Raw genomic sequence first — 19,349 nt, forward strand, 5'->3', positions numbered from 1 at the left:
GCCATTGGCGATTGTAGGGGAGGGCTGTATGGCATTCCACTTCTGGACCTTGCACGACTTGCGCAGTCCCGCCGCCAAGGCGACGTATCTGGGCCTGTTCATTATTGGCCTCGGTATTTCACGCCTGGCGTTCGACTCGCCGCAGCGCGATCCGCTGGACCGGGCCGGCGCGCTGGCGCTGGCGGCCTGCTTTCCGCCACTGGAAATCGGCGTCAATAGCGCCGTCACGCTGCTGCCGGTGCCGCCGCCGGTTGACGTGGTGCAGGGCAACAAGACGCTGCTGACCGAAAATCCGCCCAGCGCGCGCTTGTTAAAAGTCGTGGCGGCCGGTCCATTGATACTGGATATACCCGGCGCCAGCCTGCCGGCCGCCGGCCAATTGCTGCCGCTGTCCGGCAAGCCATTGTTGTTGAGCAAGGCGCGCGGCAATGTCGAATTCCGCGTCGAGGGCGCGCTGCTGCTGCGGCGCGGCGGCGTCAACTTCCTGCTGCAAAGCATCGAACCGCTGCGCTTCGGTCCGGCCGACGACGTCATCTATGAAATCGAGTCCGATGCGCGGGCGCAAATCATCCAGAGCGGCGACGTGAGGCAAGCCATGGTGCCGGCCGGCACCGTGCTTGGCAGCCTGGCGCTCGGCAGCGGGCAGGCGCTGGCCACCTTGCAGCCGGTCAGCGTGTCGTACTGGGTTGCCGACACGCCGCCGACGCTGATGCCGGTGCGCGTCTCGGGCCAGCCGGGCCTGGCTGACATCGCCATCGAGGCGAATCAGTCCGGCATCAATTTCAGCGCCCAGGGCGTCACCATCGCGGCCTGCGTCTTGCGCGACCGAGGGGCATCCTGGGCCGCCAGCCGCGATCTCAACTGGCTGCGCGCCGGGGTTGCGCAAACCGCTCCCGGTGTGCCCGGCTCGGCGCGGGTGATGGTGGCGCTGCCGAGTAATGTCTTGCCGGTCGCCTACGAGTTTTCGGCGCCGCTGCGGGTCGCGGTGGCCAGTTCCGACGGGCGCTATATCGCATTGGGCGGTTTTCACGCGATCGGCCGCCTGTACGCCGCGCTGGGCGCGACCTGCTTGACCGGCATGATGCTGGGCGGCGTCATGTATGCGCGCGGGCAACGCTTGAAAGCGCGACTCGATGGGCCGCCGCGCTGGTTTTCCGGCATGTTCATCGGCGCCGATGGCGAACCGAGCTTGTCGCTGATGCAAATCTTCGTCTGGACCAGCATTACCATGTGGGGCTTTTTTTATGTTTTTATCGTGGCCGGCAATTTGCTGACGATGGCCACTGAAATGATGGGACTGCTCGGCATCGCCGGTGCCGGCAGCGTGCTGGCGCGCTGGATCGCGACCGGTACCGGCGTTGCCAATACGCCTGCCTGCGCTGTGACGGCAGTGCTGCCGCCGCAGAGCTCCGGCGACAGTTTTTGGCGCATGCTGAGCACCAACGGCACCTTCGATTTGCTCAAATTCCAGCTGTTTGCCTTTACGGTGGTGATATCGATGTATGTCATCTGGCGCATCGCCGATGCGGCTGCGTTCCCTGTACTCGACAGCAATACCTTGCTGTTGATGGGGGTCAGCCAGGGCGTCTATGTTTCAGGAAAATTGGCCGCCGGTACCAGCCCGCCAAAAATTTGAAGCCGGATAATAGAGACTTTATAATAATGTCTATTATTTCATTCACGGTGAAAGGCAGCGATGATTATCGACCATATCGGACTCAGCGTCAGCGACTATGATGCAAGCAAGACTTTCTTTTCGGCCGCGCTGGCGCCGCTGGAGATTACCCTGCTGGCCGAAGTGCAAGGCTGGGCCGGTTTTGGCCGCGATGGCAAGCCGGAATTCTGGTTCGGCAAGGGCGTGCCAGTCCAGGCGCCGATGCACCTCGCCTTCATCGCGGCCAGCCGGGGCCAGGTGCGCGATTTCTATCAAGCTGCGCTGGCCGCCGGCGCCACCGATAATGGCGCGCCCGGCATCCGTGAAATTTACCATCCCGATTATTACGGCGCGTTTGTGATTGGCCCGGACGGCCATAATATCGAAGCGGTGTGCCACGCTCCGGCAGCGTGATCGGCAAGCCATGCATGACCCCGGCGCCGCAGGCTGGCGCTGAGTCCGTGCGCGCGTAGCAATGCCTTACGTTATCGCATAGTCCATCTTCTTCAGCGAATAAGCGCTCAGTCGCACACCTTTGATCAAGATCATGTCTTGATATCCCCTGCTCACGTAGCCTAGCAGTTCTCGCTGCAGACATGTCGTCAATCGATCTGGTTTCAGCTTGAGCATGTTGCTGCGATGCGGCCTTCGACACAATCGACGGGCCTGTCTTCATGCAACGCTTTAACAATTCCAATCCATTCTGATAACACTTTTTTGAGGCCTCTTTATGTACCCATATTCCCGCTCCGTCTCACCCGCCGCCAAAAACCATTTGGAAGCACATCTGTCTTTCTTTAACGACCTGTCCAAATCGCTGTTCCGTTCGGTTCAACAATTCTCCGACCTGAATTTGCAACTGGCGCAAACCTTGCTGGAAGAAGGCACCAATACCAGCCATGAAATCCTGACGTCGGAAAAACCCGAAGAAATCTTCAACGTCGCGGCGGCCCATGCCCAACCTGCGGCTGAAAAACTGCGCGTGTATCAACAGCACGTGTCGCGCCTGGCGGCCGATACGCAAGTTGATTTCGCCAAGGTGGCTGAAGATCACATCGTGGAAACCAGCCGCACGGCCAAAGCGCTGGCGGAAGAAGTTGCCCGCATTGCTACGGAAGAAACCGAAAAATCGGTGCGCAAGCAACAAGATGCCATCCAGCGCATCTCGGAACCGTTCCAGCGTTTCAGCGATGGCGCCCAGCACCGTGACGCCGCACGCGCCGAGTCGTCGCGCGCCGGCCAAAGCCTGCAAAGCGGCCAGGGCAATCAATCGGGCGGCACCGAAAGCCGTGAAGCGCAAGGCAGCAATCTGCACAGCGGTTCGGCACAAGGCAGTGCTGGCCAAAGCGGCGTTGCCGGCAGCAAAACGTCGTCGACCGGCTCGCGCAAGGAGTAATAGCGAGTTGAACAACGGGCATGATGCGGTGGCCTGTGTGACTTAAGCAATATGCGCTTGTCCAAGAAATTGGGCAGGCGTTTTTTTTATGTCTTTCTATTTGTTTTCACGCTATTTGGCAGGAGCGACAGGCTTGCTACCGCCATCGCTGTCGACGAATTGTTGCACCGTATCCAGTGTCGGCGCCAGGAAACGCAGCGGCGCCGCCAGCGAGGCGACCAGCGTGGCGTGGCTGACTTTATCGAAATGTAATTCCGTCACCGGCACGCCGGCGGTGCGCAATGCTTTTGCCAGCCCGCCGGTATTGCGCACCGGATCGACCAGCGTGTCCTGCTGGGGCGCGATCAGCAAGGCTGGCGGCGCGGTCGCAGTGACGTGGTTGATCGGCTGCGAATCGGCAGGCGTGTTCGGGAAAAAAAATACCGGGCGGGTAGTCTTGTTTTCGATCGGAATAAAATCGTAAGGCCCGGCCAGGCCGATCCAGCCGCGCAGTATCGAGGGCTGCAAACCGTGTTTGGCCAGCAATGTTGAGTCCAGCGCCACCATCGCCGCATTGTAGGCGCCGGCGCTATGCCCCATGACGAACAGGCGTTGCGGATCGCCGCCGTAGCGGGCCGCCTCCCTGGCGGTCCAGCTCAGCGCCAGCGCCGCGTCTTCCAGTACTTCAGGGTAATGCACATCGGGATAAAGGCGGTAATCGGCGATCACCGCCACCATGCCGCGCGACGCCAGCGCATGGCCGACGAAAGCGTAATCGCGGCGTTCGCCGCTGGTCCAGTTGCCGCCGTAAAAGAACAGCACCACCGGCAACGGGCCTGTGGGGTTTTTCGGGGCATAAATATCGAGTTGCTGGCGCGGCCCGCTACCGTAAGGCAAGTCGAGCGTGATGTGCGACGCGCTGCCGGGAGATAAAGCATTAATTGCCGTCAACGGCGAACACGCGACCATGCCGGCCAGCAGCGGCACCACAGCCAGCACGGCGATCAGGGGGGTGTTGAAAGTAGCCATGGCCATCCTGTTTTGTTCTTCAATGCAAGTGTATGCGATTCAAAAAGAATCGTGCACGCAATTCGTGCACGCAATATCACGCGACGGCTGGACGGCAGCCCAACGCCGTTAGCGCAGCCATTTGCGCGCCGTCTTGATCACTTGTTCCGACAAGGTACGGGTCAGCGGCGTCTGGATATCCCACGCATGCCAGACCAGCGGCACGTCGAGGCCGTCGCCGGGCGTGATATCGACCAGCTTGCCGCTCGCCAGGCTGCTTTCGGCGCGCAGCAGCGGCACCATGCCATAGGCAAAACCCGCTTCGATGAAACGCACGAAGTCTTCCGCCGAACCCAGCGCGTGATGCGGATAGGCGTCGCTGATGCCGAGGCGGTGCAGCAGATAACGTTCATGCAAGGCATCCTTGCTGCCGAAGGTGATCGCCGGCGCCTGCATCACGGCGTCGACCGTCATGCCTTTGGCAAACCAGCGCGCCGCGAAGGCAGGGGAGGCGGCGCAGATATAAGACATGCTGCCCAGCGGCACTGCCGTGGTGCCGGCCACCAATTCGGTGGAACTGGTGACGCAGGCAAATACCCGGCCTTCGCGCAACTGGCTCAGCGTGTGGTCCTGGTCATCGAGGCGGATATCGAGCAGGCAAGATGGCGGGTCGAGCAGCGGCGCCAGCGCTTCCGGGATCCAGCTGGCCGCGCTGTCGGCATTGACGGCGATCGCCAGCGCCGGCAATGGCGTGCTTTGGCCGGGTTGCTCGTCGAGCGCCGCTTCCAGCAATTTGACCTGGCGATAGTGGGCGATCAGCCTTTGTCCCGCTTCGGTCGGTTGCGGCGGATGGCTGCGCACCAGCAGCAGCGTGCCGGACAGGTTTTCCAAGGTGCGGATACGCTGCGACACGGCCGGCTGGCTGATCGCCAGCACATTCGCGGCTTTTTCAAAACTGCCCAGGCCGACCACGGCATCGAGCGCGGCCAAACCGCGATAGTCGACTACGCGCATAAGTTTCTCTTATATCAGGTCAATAATATTCATTATACTTATATTTCTTCATCCTTTAAGCTGATGCCTTAAGTGAAGGAGAGTTGGATGGATAGCGCAATTTTTTTGAAGGGAATGGGACTGGGCGGCAGCTTGATCGTTGCCATCGGTACGCAAAATGCTTTCTTGCTGAAGCAGGGTTTGCAACGTCATTACGTGCTGACCTGCGTCTGCGTCTGCATCTTGTGCGATGCGCTGCTGATCATGGCCGGCGTGACCGGCATGGGCAGCGTGATTTCGGCCAACCCGAACTTTTTACTGTGGGCCAAGGTTGGCGGCGCCACCTTCCTGATCGCCTACGGCTTGCGTTCGGCCCGCGCCGCGTTCCGGCCGGCGGCGCTGACCGCGGCCAGCAAGGAAACGCCGGCCGGCTACTGGGCGGTGATCGGCATGGGCCTCGGTTTCAGCCTGTTGAATCCGCACGCCTTTCTCGATACCGTGATCTTGCTCGGTTCGATAGGCGGCCAGCATGAAGGCAATGGACGCTTTTATTTTGCCGGCGGCGCGATCATGGCGTCGGTGCTGTGGTTCTTCACGCTGGGTTTCGGCGCGCGCTACCTGGCGCCGATCTTCGCCAAGCCGGTCGCCTGGCGCGTGCTGGATGGCATGATTGCCGTCGTGATGTGGAGTATCGCGGTATCGCTGTTTTTTTGACGCGGCTTTTCTGATACCCTGACGGCCATATTGTGACCGTTTTCAGGAAGCCCCGATGACCAGCACCACCCAAGCCGAATCGCTGCACCTTGTTTGTCCGCATTGCGACGCGGTCAACCGTTTGCCGGCGACCAGGCTGGGCCAGCAGCCAAGCTGCGGAAAATGCCAGAAGGATTTGTTTAGCGGACAAGCGCATGATGTGAGCAGCGCCCGCTTCCTCAAGCATATCGAACGCAACGACATCCCGGTGCTGGTCGACTTCTGGGCGCCATGGTGCGGCCCGTGCCGCACCATGGCGCCGTTTTACGCACAAGCTGCGGCGCGGCTGGAGCCGGCGTTCCGGGTCGTCAAACTCAATACTGAAGAGGCGCAGGAATTGGCGGCGCGCTATGCGATCCGCAGCATCCCGACGCTGGCGCTGTTCAAGAACGGCCGTGAAGTGGCGCGCCAGGCCGGCGCGATGGATGTGGCCAACATCATGGCCTGGGCGCGCAGTCACTCCTGATGACAACCATCATGGCGCCGGGCAAGTCACGTTCCACGCCGTCAAATCATTGCGGTAATACTTGACCCACACCGTGGCGCTGCTATCCCGGTCGCTTTGAAACACCAGCCCGAACATGCCGGCCGTGTTCTTGTCGGCCCCGATATCGATGCCGGCCAGCTTGAAATTGAGCGAACGCTGTCTGGCGCACGAGGTATTGCCCGCCATCAGCAGCCGGGCGCTTTGCAACAAGCGGGCTTGCTGGTTCATCAGCGCAATGACATGCGGATCGGGCAGCGGCTGTATCAGTTTGACCGGCTCGGTGGCGCGGCGGCATGCCGGACCACGGTCGAACCACGCATATTGTCCTGCTGGAATTTCTTCAATCCAATGCCTGGGGGCTTTCGTATCGTAGACAAAGCTGCTGCGCAGCATCTTGCATAAGGGCGCTTGTGCGCGCTGCGGCGCCGAATCCACGGTCGCCGTCACATGCCATTGCTTGCCTTGCGCTGCGCGCGTGACGCTCAATACCGGCTCGGCCGTGCTCTGATACGCAAAGCGGTCGCGGTAAAAAGCCTCGAATGACTTGATTTCGTGCTCTGACGCCGGACGTGTGTCCTTGGCCGTCGCCGGCAGCGGCAACAGCATCAATAATAGTGGCACGGCAAAACGCATACAGACCCTGGACGACGCCGAAAACCGCGATTATATCGTTTGTTCCGGCCCAGCCTGGCTGATTGTGCCCATCGTGCGCAAGCGCACCGACCAGCCGCCAGGGCCAGTTTATGGTAGACGCTGAGGTCAGAGACCAGGAGGCGATCATGCTGAACAATGAGCAGCAGCAAGACCAGCGCGAAGACCAGCGGCGCGCATTCATCAATGAATTGTGGCGCCGCTTCGAGGAAGTGCAGCAGTGGGCCATCGAACATTGGCCGGACCGGGAGCGGCCCTTGTCGTCGTCCGATTTTGTCGAGGCGCGCAAGGAGATACTCGGTTTGCGGGCGCCCGGCGGCGATCTGGATAAGCGCCGGCAAGCGGAACCGGCCGAAGGCGGCGCGCAATATATTTCCACTGCGCCGGCGCCCTGGCCGTGAAGGACGCGCAGGCGTTTAGCGTGCCATCGTGACCGCGTTCAGCAACAGCCACGCGGAGTGCGGCAGCCATTGTTCCACCCAGCGCCATTGATTGTCGTCCGGGCCGGGAGCGAAGACGATGCCGCGCCCGGTGGCGCTATCGGTGCTGCCGGTGATGCCGTTGGACACGCCGCCCTTGGTCATCGGGCCGGCGCTTTCGGCATCGGGCGGATTGCGCACGCCGAAGCCATGCAGCATGCTCATGCCGTAAGGATTGCGGCCCAGCGTCCAGTCGACCTGGTTCTGGGCGAAGTCGGCCAGGCCGGGACTGACGCCGAACGATCCTTCGGCTTGCGGCGCGACGACCCGGCCGCCAAGAATCGCGGCGCTGCTGAGCGAGGCCAGGCGCGCGCTTTCACCTTGCCACCAGTAGCCGGTCTCATTGTCGTGAGGTATGAAGAAACCTTCGTATATCTCCTTGGAAAGCTGGCCCTTGTCATAGGTACGAAATGTTTGACGCGCATAGTTATACGGATTCGCGACTTTGCTGTCGAGGCGCAGTTGCGCGTCGAGTGCGCTGGAAATCGTTTTTTGCGCGCGCGCGATGCGCAGCGGGTCGGTTTCGATCTCGCGGTAATAGACCAGGCTCAGTATCGGCAAGCCCGCTTCGACCCCATGGTAGTATGGCCGGCGGCCCTTGTCGCTGACGAACCAGCCCTCGGCCGTCATCCTGCCGCTCAGCTTGCTGGCGCGGAGGCGTGCCGCCGCCAGGTATTTTTCCTCGTGCGTGGCATGGTATAACTCGGTGGCGGCCATCAGCGCGGTATAGTCGTCGATGATGTTTTCCTTGCCGTCATAACAGTATTCGAGGTTATGCCGTTGCAGATGGTCGAATGCGCGTTTGGCGTCGGCCAGATAGGTTTCTGCGCCGAATTCGCCGTGCACGCCGCTGCTGTTGGCGACGATGGCGGCGCGCGCCAGTGCCGCGATGGCCAGGCCGCCGCCGGCGCGGAACGCCGATTTGTAGCTTTTGCTGTATTTGCCGTCGAGGCCTTCAAAGCCGGTGACCATGCGTTCGGCATTGTCGGTGCCCCATTTGTCGAACACGGTTGTATAAAAGTAGCCTTGCGGATCGAGTATCCGGTGCAGATAATCAGCACCCCAGAAGGCTTCATCCAGCACCCGTGCCTCAAGGCCGGCCTTGCGGTACAGTTGTGGCGCGGCATCTGCTGTTTTTGCCAGTACCCAAGTCACCATCGATGCCTGTTGCGGGTTGAAAAAATTAGCATAGGAAAGATGCGACAGATATTTTCCCGTGTCGCCGCCGGCATCGTTCCAGCCGCCCCAGACATCGGCGTAGCGCTGGCTGTTGTAAATGCGCAGGTGGCGGTCCTTGGGATTGGTATTGCGGCTGCTGTGGAAGTAATCCAGCAAGCTGCCGGCGGTAGCGTTGAACAGGGCGTTCTCTTGCACGATGACGGGTGGCGATACGGCTTTTTCACCATCCAGTTCGGCTTCGATGACATAGCTGCCGGGTTCGCTGTCCTGTGAAAAATCGGCGACAAAGTAATGTTTTCCGGCGCCCCATTCGTCAAACACCGGGAGCGGTATCAATTGCCCCGCGCTGCTTTGCTTGCCGTCCCGGATCACGCGATAGCTGCCGCGGGTTTGCTGGCCGAGGTATTCGACGATCGCTTTCTTGGGGCCGTGCGACTCCAGCGTGACTTGATTGACTTGCACGGTGATCGATGCGGGGGCGGGGGAATCCGCCGCATGCAAGGGATCGGCGGCCAGCAGTGAACTGAGGGCCACTACCAGCGTCAGTATGGGGATCGGCAGATGAGTTTGTAAAGTGGCTTGGGACGGGTATCGCATGTTGAGCCTTATGGTTGATTCATGTCATATTTTCTATGCTTCTTTTAGAATATCATCAGAAATAAATACAAACAATGAATGTAAGAAATATTTTTTATCGGCGCCGGCCGCGTTGAACGATTCTCCGGGTGGAGGGGCAGACCACTTGGGGAGCGAGGGTCGGGTATCATGCTACTTTTAGAAAAGATTTTTATTGACATGAAGAGAAACATTAGCCGTGGTGCAACACAACAATCCAGTGCGCCGTATAACCGGCGCGTGGTGCTGGATTTGATACGGCAACAAGGATCAATTTCCCGCAAGGAAATTGTCGATGTGGTGGAACTCAGTCCGCAAACGGTCGCCAATATCACCAATGACCTGGAGGCGATCGGCTTGATCGTGGCGCGCCGTCAAAAGGTTGAAAATTCGCGCGGCCAGCCGCCGATCGAGTTTGCGCTCAATCCGGACGCCGGCGCGTCGATCGGCATCAGCCTGGAGCCGGGCAGTGCTTCGGCGGCGCTGGTCAACCTGGTCGGCGACGTGCTGGCGCGCTGCAAAGTCGAGGTCGATACCCGCGATTCCAACCGGGTGCTGGCGGCGATGGTGTTACTGGTGGGGAATTTACGGCGCAGCGCCGCGGGACGTATCTGGGGCATCGGCGTAGCCATGCCGGGACCGCTGGTGGCGACCGAAATCAGCTTTGTCGGACCGACCGTGCTGGAAGGGTGGAGCGATATGTCGGTGCTCGACGACTTGCGCGATGCCGTCAACTTGCCGGTTTTTTACAGTGTCGACAGTGTTGCCGGCGCCTTGGGCGAAACCCTGTTCGGCATGGCCAGGGCGATGGACAATTTCTTTTACATGCATTTCGGCATGGGGCTGGGCGGCACGCTGGTGGTCAACCGCGCCGCCTACCGCGGCGCGAATGGCAATGCGACTGAAATCGGCCATATTCCGGTGGTGCATGGCGGCGTGCCTTGTTACTGCGGCAATGCCGGATGTCTTGAACGTTATGTGTCGCTGCATTCGCTGGCCGAGGCGCTCGGCATCGACGATATCGCGATCCATGAGTTGCCGTTCGCCGACTTGATCAACGATACCAGCCAGGCTGCGTTCCATGCCTGGTGCAAGCAGGCCGCCGCGCGGCTGCGCGACGCGATCGGCATCATCGAAAACATGCTCGATCCGCGCACGATTATTATCGGCGGTTCGGCGCCGAAGGTATTGGTCGCGCATTTGATCCGCCTGGCCCAGCCGCTGCTGAAGTCGGTGCGTGGTGGTTTGAGCGGCGGTGGCGAGCGCATATTGTTATCGGAAAAACAGGAAGACAGTTCTATCTTGGGAGCCGCGGTGTTGCCGCTATACGACATGCTGGCGCCAAATATTGACGTACTGCAACAAGACCGCCGCATAGAGGTGGACATGGCGGAATTGCTGGGGCAGCGTGGCGGAGTGCGTGGGGGTAGCTTGTAAAAAATACTTACATCCATTGGATTTATTTATTGACGTGGTGTTGATGGCAATCTATATTTATTGCCATGGATACTAAAAAACCCCACCTCAGTATTATTGGAGATCTCGGCGTCGACCTCGTCATGGGATCGATCGATGGCTGGCCGCAGATCGGCACTGAAGTCATCATGTCACGCAGCGAGTTGCGCGCTGGCGGTTCCGGGGCCAACGCGGCCCTCGCGATGCGCCATCTCGGGCAGCCGGCGCACCTGATCTCGGCCGTCGGCAACGACGACTTCGGCGTCTGGCTGCGCACCCAGTTCCATGAGCTGCGTACCGACTTGCAGGTGTGCCCGGTGCCGTCGACGGTGTCGGTCGGCATCATGCATGGCATCGGCGAACGCAATTTCTTTACCACCCAGGGCCATCTGGAACACCTGTCGTCCGCTTATGCACTGGAGCAATTGCCGCCAGCCGACTGCCCGGGGGCGATCGTCTTGTTCACCGGCGTGTTCCTGCTGCCGGCACTGCGCCGCGATTATCCGCAACTGATGCGCAGCGTCGCATCGCTGGGCTACCAGGTGGCGCTCGACACCGGCTGGCCTTCCGACAACTGGAATACGGCCAACCGCGCCGAATTCGCCGCGTGGCTGCCGTTGTGCGACCACTTGCTGATCAACGAACTCGAAGCACTCAGCATCACCGATAACACCGACCTCGACAGCGCGATCGCGGTCCTGTCCGCAGGATTGAAGCCCGGCGCGACACTGGTCGTCAAAACCGGCCCGCGCGGCGCCACCGGCGTGCAAAACGCCAGCCGGGTAGACCACGCGTCCGAAAACGCCGCCATTTTCGACACCATCGGCGCCGGCGATTCGTTCAATGCCGGTTATCTGGCCGCCCGCCTGCAAGGGGCGTCCTTGGCGCAAGCGTTATCGACCGGTTGCCGCGCCGCGGTGGCCATCCTGACCCGTTTCCCACGTCACACCATCGTTCCCGGCGAGTTCGCGTCGGTTCTTTCCCACAGCTAGTATATAAAAAATAAACAAGAGACAAATCATGAAAAACCGCCGCCTGCTGATCCTGTACATCATGCTGATCTGGTTCGTCATTTCGTTCGTGACCAACTTGATCGGCCCCCTGATGCCCATCATTATCAATGACTTCCACCTGAGCCTCGGCTTAGCCGGTTTTCTGCCATTTTCCTTTTTTCTGGCGTATGGCTTGATTTCGATTCCAGGCGGCATATTAGTGGAACGCAAGGGCGCGCGCACCACCTTGCTGATCGCATTCGGCCTGAACCTGCTGGGCAGCCTGGCGATTGCGCTCAAGCCCGAGTATGGCTTCGTCATCGGCGGCTTGTTCGTTATCGGCCTCGGCATGGCGCTGCTGCAAGTGGTGATCAACCCGCTGTTGCGCACCACCGGCGGCGAATCCCAGTTCGCGTTTTTCTCGGTGATGGGGCAACTGGTGTTCGGCCTGGCGTCGTTCGTCAGCCCGGTGATTTTCCAATGGCTGATGGAGCGCCCCGGCGCGGCCGGTTCGGCGCTGGTGTGGGTGGTGTTTTACTGGGCGTTTTCGGGACTGTTTTTCGCCTTGATCGCCATCAATTACAGCTTGCCGCTGCCACGGCTGGAACTGACCGATGCTGAAAAGGCCGGCGGCTGGGGTGCTTACCGCGAATTGTTGAGCCGTAAAGATGTGCGCTTGTTCTTCATCGGCATCGTCGCCTACGTCGGCACCGAGCAAACGCTGGCCAACTGGATGTCGCAATTCCTGATCACCTACCACCATTTTTCGGCAACCGGCGCTGCCGCCGACGCGGTCGGTCAATTCTGGGGCTTGATGTCGCTGGGTTGCCTGGTCGGCCTGGTGATGCTGAAACTGCTCGACTCGAAGATTGTGCTGGCCATCTTTTCGGTGATGGCGCTGGCTTGTGTCGGGTTGGCGCTGTACGGCACGGCAGGGGTCGCGATCCTGGCTTTCCCGGCGGCTGGATTCTGCCTGTCGGTAATGTTTTCGGTGATCTTTTCGCTGGCCCTCAATTCCGTGCCGCGCCATCAGGGCGCCTTTTCCGGCATCTTGTGCACCGGCATCCTGGGTGGCGCCGTGGTGCCGCTGCTGGTCGGCCAACTGGGCGATCACATCGGCCTGCGCGCCGCAATGAACGTGGTGTTCGTGACACTGGGCTTTATTTTCGCGATCAGCTTCTGGGCGCGGCCATTGATCAGCAATGAAACATCGGGCTGGTTCAAATTCGGCAAGCGCTTGGCTCCTGGCCAGCAGGGCGCTGATTTCTCACATTAAACGGCAGCACCGGATTGCAAGACGCTTGACCCCTCGTCACCGGGATCTGATTTTACACAATAACTAAACCACAAGAGTAGTCGGAGAATACATGCATATCGTACATCGCACCCCCGTCGCCATCGCCGTCGCCATGGCGCTCAACAGCCTGATGGGCGTGGCCCATGCGCAACAGGCCCATGTGCCGGAAACCCCCGCCGCCGATGCGGCGCCGGAACAGATCGTTGTCACGGGCTTGCGCGCCTCGCGCGAAAAATCGCTGGTCAAGAAACGTGACGCCGATTCCGTCATGGATGTGATTTCCGCCGAGGATATCGGGAAACTGCCGGACAAGAATATCGCCGATGCGGTGCAGCGCTTGCCAGGTGTCAATATCAGTTCCGGTTCCGGCGGGCAGGGCGGTTTTTCCGAGAATGACCGGGTCAGCATCCGCGGCACCAATCCCAGCCTGACGCAAACCACGGTCAACGGCCACACCATCGCCACCGGCGACTGGTATGTCGGCGACCAGAGCGGCACCGTGGGACGCAGCGTCAGCTTTACCTTGCTGCCATCCGAAATCGTCGGCTCGGTCGAAGTACTCAAGAGCGCGCAGGCCGACCTGATCGAAGGCGGCACCACCGGCAGCGTCAACATCGTCACCCGCAAGCCGCTCGACTTCAAGAAAACCCTGACGCTGGAAGCCACGGTGCAAGGCATGTATGCGGACTTGCCGGGCAAGACCTCGCCGCATGCGAACGCCTTGCTGAACTGGCGCAACGAGGACAAGACCCTCGGCGTGCTGTTCCAGGCATTTTCCGAATCGCGCAATGAGCGCCGCGACGGCCAGGAACTGTTCTTGCTGGGACAGGGCACGATTAGCCATCCGGACGTCATTGCCGCGCATCCGGACTTGAACGGCGTGGCCTATCCGGCGCAAATCGGCTCGTCGCTGTTCACCCAGAAAAGCCAGCGCCGCGGCGCCTTGCTCGACGTGCAATTGAAGCCGAGCCGCGCGCTGACGCTGGAAGCCAACGGTTTTTACTCGCACTTCAGCGGCACCAACCTGGATACGAATTACCTGGCCAACCCGACCGGCTTGCTGGAAAACGGCATCTCGCCGACCAGCTACAAGGTGGTCAACAACACGCTGGTGTCGGCCACGTTCCCGACGACCCATTTCGATCCGTCCGGCGCCAGCCCAGGCGGCAACCAGCCGATCGCCGGCTTGCGCGATTCGATCTACCGGCCGAAAGCGGCATCGATGGCGTCCTACCTGGACCTGTCGGCCAAATACCGGCCCAGCGACCGCTGGCAAATCACCACCCAGGTCGGGTATACCAAGGGCCTGGGCGAGACCCCGCATGATTACGGGCACGAGGCATATCTGATCAACTCGGGACTGTCGTACCAGATGCACGGCAAGGGCAGCCCGGCCGATGTCGCCTTCCCCGGCGTCGATACCGGCAATTTCAACAATCCGGCCAATGTCACCAACGGCGGCAGCTGGTCCAGTACCTATCATGTGGCCGACAGCGAAGCCTACGGACAGCTCGATGCGCTGGTCGACCTGGGCCACGGTTACCTGGAAAGCGCCAAGTTCGGCATCCGTTACGCATCCCATAAGCGCGAGTCGGAGGGCCGCAATTTCGGCTGTTCGGCCGATGCGAATCATGCCTGTTTTACCAATCCGGGCCAGACCCTGCCTTTGCCGGCCTGGTCGGGAACTGTTTCGCCGGGTAATTTTGGCAGCGGCCTCGGCGGCGGTTCCGGTTTCCTGTCGCGTTTCTGGACGCTGGAACCGGGCGCGATCGCCGCCTGGCAAAGTGCCTACAACGGCGTCGACCTGGGACCGAACTACCAGGGTAATTTCAAGATCAATGAAAAGGTCGCGGCCGCCTACGGCATGGTGAACCTGGCCGGCGACGGCTGGCGCGGCAATGTCGGTCTGCGGGTGGCGAATACCCGCCAAAGCAGCATGGGTTACAACTTCGACGCCACCACCTTGCCGGTGGCCTTGACGGTGGAACACAATTACACCGATGTGTTGCCTAGCGCAAACATCAAGTTCGACTTGAACCAGGACCTGGTGGCCCGCCTGGCCGCCTCGAAAACCATGTCGCGTCCGGATTATTCGGCGTTGACGCCGGCGGTGACGCTGAACAATATCAACAACACTGGATCGGCCGGCAACTCCGACTTGAAACCGATCCGTTCGAATAATGTCGATGCGACGCTGGAATGGTATTTCGCGCCCCGTTCGTTGTTGTCGGTGGCCGGCTTTTACATGGACATGCCGTCGTATGTCACCTTCGTCCAGAGCAACCGGCGCTACTTGAATACCTCGGTCAATCAGTTCGCCGATTTCTCGCTGACGTCGCCGGTCAACATCGCGGCCAAGAACAAGGGTGTTGAACTGGCCTGGCAGCAACCGCTGTGGCGTGACTTCGGCGCGTTGCTGAACTATACCTACGCCAATGGCCGCACGGCCGACGGCATGTCGCTGGTCGGTTCGTCGGCGAACACGTTCAACACCGAGGTCTACTACGAAAAAGAAGGGTTCAGCACGCGGCTGGCCTATACCTACCGCTCCTCTTTCCTGGTCGGCCTGGCCAATGTTTCGCCGCAATACGCCGCAGGCATGGGAACACTGGCGATGTCGCTCAATTACAAGATCAACGATCACGTAACCGTGACTTTCGATGCATTGAACCTGAACAACCCAGTATTGAAGTATTACGCGAACGCCGAGCGCCCGCAGGCATTTTATTCGAGCGGACGGCAGTTCTTCCTCGGCGTACGACTGGCCAATTAAGCGGCCGGTGATAGTCGCCAGGCATGACCTGGCGAACAACAGCATCACCCTGTAATTGGTTTCAATTTAAATAATATCCTGTCTCGGGAGGGGGGAGTATCGCCTGATGGTTTTGCATCCGGCGCTGCCGCCCGCCCAGGGGGGAGTGCATCCAAAAATTGCTGTTCATACGAACGGTGACCCGGGGCGTTTTGCTCCATAACCTGAAGAGGTAGCCAAATGAATCAATATTTTCCGCAGTTTTCCAAACAATTAGTGGCTTGCGTCGCCAGCGCCGTGCTGGTGGTCGGTTGCGGCGGCGGTAACGAGCCGATCGGCAGCAGCCGGCAAGCGGCCCAGTCGGTCGCCGTGGCGGCAGCGATCGACCACGATGCAAGGTTCCCTGCTGCGACGCTGCAGTTCTTGAAGGATACAACGGGACTGGACGGCGAACAATGGGACAACATCATGCAGTTAGTTAACAAGCCCGAGCAGGACCAGCTCGATTGGACCAAATTTTATGGTTACTGTGAAAAACTGGGCGATGGCCGCGGCTACACCATCGGTATCTTCGGCGCCACTACCGGCGGCTCGAACGACGCCAATCCGGATGGCCCGGAATTATTCACCGCCTTCGACCGTGCCAGCGGCACGGCCGTGCCCAGCATCGCCGGCGGATTGGCGCTTGCCGGCCTGAGCGCAGCAGCCACGCCTAGTGCCAACGGCAAAACCATCAAAGTGACGGACGGCCCGGCATTTATCGCCGGTGTTGCCAAATTGCAAGACAATCTTGCTTGGCAAGATGCGATGTGGAAAACCTTCTACAAGGTCTACATTCAATATTCCGTCCAGCAAGCGAGCCAGCGCGGTTTTGCCGATGCGCTGACGATCGGCTCCTTCGTCGATACCGCACTGAACCAGGGGGCCGACGGCGGCAAGAATACCTTGGAAGGCTTGTTGAAGCGCACCAGCACCAGCACGGACGAGGTGACGTTCCTGACAGATTTCTACGCCAAGCGCGCGCTGGTCGTCGATACCAACCAATTCAACCAGAAGCCGAACGGCGCCCACCGCGTCCAGCAATGGCTCGACCTGATGAATCTGCAATTGTTCTCGCTTAAAAACGCCGACGACGCGGTCGTCAAGGTGACCAGCTGGGTCGTGAAGTAATACCGGCAAGCCTGACCTTCGATGATCGCCGCAGTCGCCAGGCCAGCCCTGGCGACTGATGGCATCCCCCTGTAATGCATTGTAATTCAAGAAATATCCTGTTTCGGAAGGCAGGGCATCGCCTGATGGTTTGCCATGCGGCGATAGCGCCTGCCCGGAACAGGCTTACCCGGAGCATTTTGCTCCCTTGTTGTTAACCTGGAGAGGCATCTGATGAAGCAACATTTCAAACAATTAGTCGCTTGCGTGGCAAGCGCCGTGCTGGTGGTCGGTTGTGGCGGCGGCAACGAACCGGCCGGCAGCAGTCAACAACAACTGGCCAAGTCGGTCGCCGTGGCGGCAGCGATCAACCATGATGCGAATTTCCCTGCCGCGACGCTGCAGTTCCTGAAGGAAAAAACGGGGCTGGATGGCGAACAGTGGGACAACATCATGCGCGTGGTCAACAAGCCGGAGCAGGATTCGCCGGACTGGAACAAGTTTTATGGTTATTGCGAAGATATTAAAGATGACCGCGGTTACACCATCGGTATTTTCGGCGCCACCACCGGCGGCTCCAACGATGGCAACCCGGATGGCCCGGCATTGTTTACCGCTTTCGACGCCGCCAACGGCGCCGCGGTGCCTAGCGTGGCCGGCGGATTGCAGCGTGCCGGCGTGAACGGTGTCATGAACGGCAAGATCCTGAAAATTACCGACACCGCGAAAGTGTTTTGCAAACAGATCAAGGGTTTGCAAAACAATCCTGCCTGGCAAGATGCGATGTGGAAAACCTTCTACAGCGTCTATATCGACTACACGATTCAGCAAGCAACCCAGCGCGGTTACACCAGCGCGCTGACCATCGGCTCCTTCCTGGATACGGCGCTGAACCAGGGGGCGGACGGTGGTGAGAATACCCTGGAAGGCCTGTTGTCGCGCACCAGCGGCACGGATGAGGCAGCGTTCCTGACGGATTTCTATGCCAAACGCACGCTGGTGGTCGATACCCACCAATTTAACCAGGCGCCGAATGGCGCCCACCGCGTCAAACAATGGAGCGATTTGAAGAATCTGGGCCTGTTCACGCTCAAGGATGCCGACGCTGCCGTTGCGAAAGTCACCAAGTGGACCTTGAAATAAGCGATATCTGACGGTTGAAATCGACGACGGCCGCCTGCCGCAAGGCAGGGCGGCCGTCGCTTGGCAACTTCAGCTTCAGGCTGCCTGGGCGGGCGCTTCACCCAGTTGCGCCAGCATCCAGCATCCCAGCGCCACCAGCAAGCCGCCCATCACGCCGTAAGCCAGATTCAGCGCGCTGTCGAACAGCAATGGCGCGACCAGGCCCGACACCAGCGCAAAGATCAGCATCTGGATGAACGATTGCAGCGACGCGGCCAGGCCGTTATTGTTCGGGAAATGGTTCAATGCGATCAAGGACATCGGCGGCATCGCCAGCGATAGCGCGAACGAGTACAGGAACAGCGGCAGCACAGCCCACGGCACCGCGGCGGTAAACACATGGTTGTAGCCGATATTGATCGCGGCTGCCGCCAGCATCAAGCCGAACGCGCTCCAGATCAACTGGTTCTGGTGATAGCGGTGCGCCAGCTTGCCCGACAAGGCCGAACCGAACACCATGCCGCTGATCAAAGGAATGAACAGCCACGCAAACGCGGTCTCCGGCAGATGCAGGATATTCATGATGAAATACGCGGCCGAGCCGATGTACAGCGCAAAGCCGCTGAAGGCGGCGCCGACCGCGACCGACAGCAGCAGGAACTGGCGGTGGCGCAGCACTTTCCAGTAATTGCCGGCGATCACATTCAAGTGGAAAGCGTGGCGTTCCGGTTTCGGCAAGCTTTCCGGCAGCGCGCGGTACACGGTGACCATCATGATGATGCCGAAGGCGGTCAGGAACCAGAACACCGAACGCCAGCCGAACGACACTTGCAGCCAGCCGCCGAGAATCGGCGCGATGGCCGGCGCCAGGCCGAACACCATCATGATCTGCGACAGTATCTTTTGCGCTTCGGCGCCGGAAAAACGGTCTTGCACGACCGCCCGGCTGACCACCGAACCGGCGCCCGCCGCCAGGCCCTGCAACACGCGGCAGGCCAGCAGCCAGCCCAGCGACGGCGCCAGCGCAGCGCCGAACGACGCAATCACATACACTAGCAGCGATACCAGCAGCACCGGACGGCGGCCGAAGGAATCTGAAATAGTGCCGTAAAACAACATCATGAACGCAAAGGTGAACAAGAACACGCTCAGGGTTTGCTGGACCAGCAGCGGACTGGCGTTGAATGTGTGCGCGATGGCGGGAAAAGACGGCAGATAGGTGTCGATGGCGAGTGGGCCGACCATGGTCAGTCCCGCCAGGATGAAGGTAAGTTTCTTGTTCATTTTAGGCGCTGGTACGTTGGCCGTGTATTTTACGCTAGTCGCAATATTTAGGCTGCCGCCGCTTATTTATAAGAGGTATATCGATAGATGGAAAGCGTATATCG

17 protein-coding genes are annotated in these 19,349 nt (G+C 60.0%); 12 read left to right on the forward strand and 5 right to left on the reverse strand.

Going from position 1 to position 19,349, the window contains the following annotated elements; translation table 11 throughout:
* Positions 1 to 28 precede the first annotated feature (28 nt).
* The 3 genes from GJA_RS08335 to GJA_RS08345 all read left to right on the forward strand — a co-directional run bounded on the left by GJA_RS08335 (position 29) and on the right by GJA_RS08345 (position 3,050).
* The gene (locus tag GJA_RS08335) at positions 29 to 1,636 is read left to right on the forward strand and encodes a hypothetical protein (RefSeq protein ID WP_038490896.1); all 1,608 of its coding nucleotides are present in this window, start codon (positions 29 to 31) and stop codon (positions 1,634 to 1,636) included.
* Between the two features lie 63 nt (positions 1,637 to 1,699).
* Complete coding sequence (locus GJA_RS08340) at positions 1,700 to 2,068, forward strand: VOC family protein (RefSeq protein WP_038499149.1); 369 nt, start codon at positions 1,700 to 1,702, stop codon at positions 2,066 to 2,068.
* Between the two features lie 361 nt (positions 2,069 to 2,429).
* The gene (locus GJA_RS08345; RefSeq protein WP_242404487.1) at positions 2,430 to 3,050 is read left to right on the forward strand and encodes a phasin family protein; all 621 of its coding nucleotides are present in this window, start codon (positions 2,430 to 2,432) and stop codon (positions 3,048 to 3,050) included.
* A gap of 111 nt (positions 3,051 to 3,161) precedes the next feature.
* On the opposite strand, the gene GJA_RS08350 is transcribed toward GJA_RS08345, so the two are convergent.
* Both GJA_RS08350 and GJA_RS08355 read right to left on the reverse strand, forming a co-directional pair.
* On the reverse strand, positions 3,162 to 4,058 hold the full coding sequence (locus GJA_RS08350) for an alpha/beta hydrolase (protein WP_038499151.1): 897 nt from the start codon (positions 4,056 to 4,058) through the stop codon (positions 3,162 to 3,164).
* A 108-nt stretch (positions 4,059 to 4,166) separates the two neighbouring features.
* On the reverse strand, positions 4,167 to 5,051 hold the full coding sequence (locus GJA_RS08355) for a LysR family transcriptional regulator ArgP (RefSeq protein WP_038490902.1): 885 nt from the start codon (positions 5,049 to 5,051) through the stop codon (positions 4,167 to 4,169).
* An 87-nt stretch (positions 5,052 to 5,138) separates the two neighbouring features.
* Between GJA_RS08355 and GJA_RS08360 the strand changes: the two genes are divergently transcribed.
* Entirely contained in the window at positions 5,139 to 5,744 is a 606-nt protein-coding gene (locus GJA_RS08360; RefSeq protein WP_038490905.1) for a LysE/ArgO family amino acid transporter, read from the forward strand.
* Between the two features lie 55 nt (positions 5,745 to 5,799).
* On the forward strand, positions 5,800 to 6,249 hold the full coding sequence (gene trxC / locus GJA_RS08365; protein WP_038490909.1) for a thioredoxin TrxC: 450 nt from the start codon (positions 5,800 to 5,802) through the stop codon (positions 6,247 to 6,249).
* 9 nt (positions 6,250 to 6,258) lie between these two features.
* Here trxC and GJA_RS08370 read toward each other — a convergent pair whose 3' ends face one another.
* Complete coding sequence (locus GJA_RS08370) at positions 6,259 to 6,891, reverse strand: hypothetical protein (RefSeq protein WP_144241462.1); 633 nt, start codon at positions 6,889 to 6,891, stop codon at positions 6,259 to 6,261.
* A gap of 158 nt (positions 6,892 to 7,049) precedes the next feature.
* Between GJA_RS08370 and GJA_RS08380 the strand changes: the two genes are divergently transcribed.
* Positions 7,050 to 7,322, forward strand: a complete 273-nt coding sequence (locus GJA_RS08380) for a hypothetical protein (RefSeq protein ID WP_038490915.1) — start codon at positions 7,050 to 7,052, stop codon at positions 7,320 to 7,322.
* Between the two features lie 15 nt (positions 7,323 to 7,337).
* On the opposite strand, the gene GJA_RS08385 is transcribed toward GJA_RS08380, so the two are convergent.
* Positions 7,338 to 9,113, reverse strand: coding sequence for a glycoside hydrolase family 9 protein (locus GJA_RS08385; RefSeq protein ID WP_051780490.1), 1,776 nt, complete (start codon positions 9,111 to 9,113; stop codon positions 7,338 to 7,340).
* 261 nt (positions 9,114 to 9,374) lie between these two features.
* Here GJA_RS08385 and GJA_RS08390 point away from each other — a divergent pair, with 261 nt between their 5' ends.
* The 6 genes from GJA_RS08390 (at position 9,375) to GJA_RS08415 (ending at position 17,982) form a co-directional block, all read left to right on the forward strand.
* Positions 9,375 to 10,631 (forward strand): ROK family transcriptional regulator, encoded by a 1,257-nt coding sequence (locus GJA_RS08390; RefSeq protein WP_038490918.1) that lies wholly within the window; start codon positions 9,375 to 9,377, stop codon positions 10,629 to 10,631.
* A gap of 122 nt (positions 10,632 to 10,753) precedes the next feature.
* Entirely contained in the window at positions 10,754 to 11,641 is an 888-nt protein-coding gene (locus GJA_RS08395) for a carbohydrate kinase family protein (RefSeq protein ID WP_051780492.1), read from the forward strand.
* Between the two features lie 28 nt (positions 11,642 to 11,669).
* The gene (locus tag GJA_RS08400; protein ID WP_038490922.1) at positions 11,670 to 12,917 is read left to right on the forward strand and encodes an MFS transporter; all 1,248 of its coding nucleotides are present in this window, start codon (positions 11,670 to 11,672) and stop codon (positions 12,915 to 12,917) included.
* Positions 12,918 to 13,008: 91 nt separating this feature from the next.
* Positions 13,009 to 15,711 carry a TonB-dependent receptor gene (locus GJA_RS08405; RefSeq protein ID WP_038490926.1) on the forward strand — a complete coding sequence of 901 codons (2,703 nt, stop codon included), beginning with the start codon at positions 13,009 to 13,011 and terminating at the stop codon, positions 15,709 to 15,711.
* Positions 15,712 to 15,930: 219 nt separating this feature from the next.
* On the forward strand, positions 15,931 to 16,860 hold the full coding sequence (locus tag GJA_RS08410; RefSeq protein ID WP_051780493.1) for a chitosanase: 930 nt from the start codon (positions 15,931 to 15,933) through the stop codon (positions 16,858 to 16,860).
* A 213-nt stretch (positions 16,861 to 17,073) separates the two neighbouring features.
* The gene (locus tag GJA_RS08415; protein WP_038490929.1) at positions 17,074 to 17,982 is read left to right on the forward strand and encodes a chitosanase; all 909 of its coding nucleotides are present in this window, start codon (positions 17,074 to 17,076) and stop codon (positions 17,980 to 17,982) included.
* A gap of 75 nt (positions 17,983 to 18,057) precedes the next feature.
* On the opposite strand, the gene GJA_RS08420 is transcribed toward GJA_RS08415, so the two are convergent.
* A complete protein-coding gene (locus tag GJA_RS08420; RefSeq protein WP_038490932.1) occupies positions 18,058 to 19,245 on the reverse strand; it encodes a multidrug effflux MFS transporter in 1,188 nt (395 codons plus the stop codon).
* Positions 19,246 to 19,349: the final 104 nt, after the last annotated feature.

Source organism: Janthinobacterium agaricidamnosum NBRC 102515 = DSM 9628 (assembly GCF_000723165.1).
GTDB lineage: Bacteria > Pseudomonadota > Gammaproteobacteria > Burkholderiales > Burkholderiaceae_D > Janthinobacterium > Janthinobacterium agaricidamnosum.

What these genes read in the sequence shown, in the direction of transcription:
- trxC (WP_038490909.1), top strand. Translation starts at nt 5,800, where the DNA reads ATGACCAGCACCACCCAAGCCGAATCGCTGCACCTTGTTTGTCCGCAT.
- GJA_RS08400 (WP_038490922.1), top strand. Translation starts at nt 11,670, where the DNA reads ATGAAAAACCGCCGCCTGCTGATCCTGTACATCATGCTGATCTGGTTC.
- GJA_RS08405 (WP_038490926.1), top strand. Translation starts at nt 13,009, where the DNA reads ATGCATATCGTACATCGCACCCCCGTCGCCATCGCCGTCGCCATGGCG.
- GJA_RS08335 (WP_038490896.1), top strand. Translation starts at nt 29, where the DNA reads ATGGCATTCCACTTCTGGACCTTGCACGACTTGCGCAGTCCCGCCGCC.
- GJA_RS08350 (WP_038499151.1), bottom strand. Translation starts at nt 4,058, where the DNA reads ATGGCTACTTTCAACACCCCCCTGATCGCCGTGCTGGCTGTGGTGCCG.
- GJA_RS08420 (WP_038490932.1), bottom strand. Translation starts at nt 19,245, where the DNA reads ATGAACAAGAAACTTACCTTCATCCTGGCGGGACTGACCATGGTCGGC.
- GJA_RS08395 (WP_051780492.1), top strand. Translation starts at nt 10,754, where the DNA reads ATGGGATCGATCGATGGCTGGCCGCAGATCGGCACTGAAGTCATCATG.
- GJA_RS08360 (WP_038490905.1), top strand. Translation starts at nt 5,139, where the DNA reads ATGGATAGCGCAATTTTTTTGAAGGGAATGGGACTGGGCGGCAGCTTG.
- GJA_RS08390 (WP_038490918.1), top strand. Translation starts at nt 9,375, where the DNA reads ATGAAGAGAAACATTAGCCGTGGTGCAACACAACAATCCAGTGCGCCG.
- GJA_RS08355 (WP_038490902.1), bottom strand. Translation starts at nt 5,051, where the DNA reads ATGCGCGTAGTCGACTATCGCGGTTTGGCCGCGCTCGATGCCGTGGTC.
- GJA_RS08410 (WP_051780493.1), top strand. Translation starts at nt 15,931, where the DNA reads ATGAATCAATATTTTCCGCAGTTTTCCAAACAATTAGTGGCTTGCGTC.
- GJA_RS08415 (WP_038490929.1), top strand. Translation starts at nt 17,074, where the DNA reads ATGAAGCAACATTTCAAACAATTAGTCGCTTGCGTGGCAAGCGCCGTG.
- GJA_RS08380 (WP_038490915.1), top strand. Translation starts at nt 7,050, where the DNA reads ATGCTGAACAATGAGCAGCAGCAAGACCAGCGCGAAGACCAGCGGCGC.